Annotated in this window: 1 protein-coding gene and 1 pseudogene; both read right to left on the bottom strand. The window is 42.5% G+C overall.

Annotated elements, in window-relative coordinates; all coding sequences use genetic code 11:
• Nucleotides 1-213 precede the first annotated feature (213 nt).
• Nucleotides 214-1362 carry a hypothetical protein gene (locus EHQ58_RS18515; protein WP_135625561.1) on the bottom strand — a complete coding sequence of 383 codons (1149 nt, stop codon included), beginning with the start codon at nt 1360-1362 and terminating at the stop codon, nt 214-216.
• Between the two features lie 167 nt (nt 1363-1529).
• A pseudogene (locus tag EHQ58_RS18510) lies at nt 1530-1884 on the bottom strand (hypothetical protein); the annotation flags it as partial.

The following is a 1884-nucleotide window of genomic DNA, read 5'->3' as shown; positions in this document are numbered from 1 at the left end:
ATCCCGCTAAGGTAAGTGCAAAGAGTGCTGTTAAGGTTTTGAGTAAAGTTCGCTTCGTCATTTTTGTCTCCGAGTTAGGTATATGCCTAAATGAGACGAAAGTAATACAAATGTGGCAAGACTTTTTTATCCAAATGGTAAATAATTTTTTAGCGTCATTCCGTGGCGAAATTCGCTAGGGAATTCCCTTATAAAAGGAACAATGTTCTGGGATTAGAACTGACAAGGCGTGCTGTAGTTGGCACCATACTTACAGGAGTTATAGGAACTGAAACATTGTCTCGTCGCGGGACAAGAATAAGGTGATCCCTTTGTGCAACCGGCTGCGATACCTGAAGAATTGCAGGTCATTTTTTCTCGCGAAAGGATTTTAAAATTTAAGTAGCTTGAATTTTCTCCTAAGGAATTGGTTCCCTTGATTTCGATGGCTGAGGTCCATTCATAGCTAGGTGTGACTCCAGAAATGATACCATTGGAAGATTGTAAGGAAAGCCCAGAAGCTAACGGAGTTCCTACGATGGCATAAGAAGCGGACGTGGCAGAGCGAACTTCTGGAATTATCTCTGTAATCGCGTTTGTTGGTAACCAATAGGTAGTATAGGGATAGTTCATTCGAAGAGGGACAATCAGTATAAACAATAAACTCTCATTGACTGCCTGCACATACGAGCTCTCTCCTGCAGGATCATTGATCGAAATTCGATGACCGTTAAAACCGAGCGACGCGTTTGTATTACCAGAGAGGATTCCGGATACAGGATCGTAGCTCATCCCGCTAGGCAAAGGAGGATCAAAAGTAACTTGGATTGAATTTCCTTTTCCCATAGATCCTATATTCCAAGATTCCTGCAAATTCTTAGCAAGTTCAACAGAAGAATACGGAGTGAATATGGAGCTGTTTTCTGATTCACTTACTATATATACCAGGAAGTTCCCGATTTCTTTCGTATTTGATCCTTGCAATTCGATCCGGTATTCTGTCGAGGGACTCTCTTTTTTAGGCGATCCGGTGAGCACAAGTGTGTCCGATTCAATTTTTGCCTCAATTCCTTCGGGGAGTGGGGGATCGAAGGAAAAGGAATCGATCTTCGTAATTTTTTCGCCCTTACAATGCACATCTGTCATAGGTAGATTTGCGCCGCTGATCAGGACGAAATAATCAGAGGTAATACCGTTTTCGGAATCGTTAATAAAGTTACATTGGACTGAAGTAATTTCCCAGGAAGAAGGAGTCCCCGCCAAGGCCATGAATAATTGGTCCGTTGTTACGTCCTTTTTTTGATTGGGCTCGCAAAAGGTTCCCAACATCCCCACAACAAATAGAAGACATGATTTTTTCAGCGCGCTTAGAATTTTCTGCATACATTTTTTCTCTTAATCTTAAGCTAACTTTTCGTTAGATTTTGTCGATATTTTTTGGCTACGGTACAGTCAATCTATGGGCAAAATGAGCAGTTAAAAAAAAAGAGGCCAGCGACTGTCGCTGACCTCCTTTCAGGAGAAAGGGTTTTAACAAGTAAAAAGAACGATTATCTCCAACCTTCTTTCGTGATTTCGCTGTGGTTTAAGTACAACCCAGACGAACCAACCGAAGGAGCTCGGTAGTGACCCGAGTATTGGTTGTAAGTTTTATTTCCACCGAAAGGCCAGAGACCTTCGTACTGTGTGAGGGAAGATTGGCATTTAGAAAGACCGCCAGTTCGGTTGTAACCACAAGAAGAATGGTAAGCGACAGCATAATCATCTTCGCCAGGTAGAATGAGCGATGCACCGATCATTCCTTTGTAACCTGGAACATGGTAAACACCGATAGAAGCCGTGTTGTTATGGTTGAAAGCACCACGAGCAGTTCCTACGATGAGAGCTTTGTCCATTGCGTTTCCA

It is taken from the genome of Leptospira ognonensis (assembly GCF_004770745.1).
Taxonomy (GTDB): Bacteria; Spirochaetota; Leptospiria; order Leptospirales; family Leptospiraceae; genus Leptospira_A; species Leptospira_A ognonensis.
Note: the sequence above shows the minus strand (reverse complement) of the source record. Positions and strands in the feature narration are given on the sequence as shown.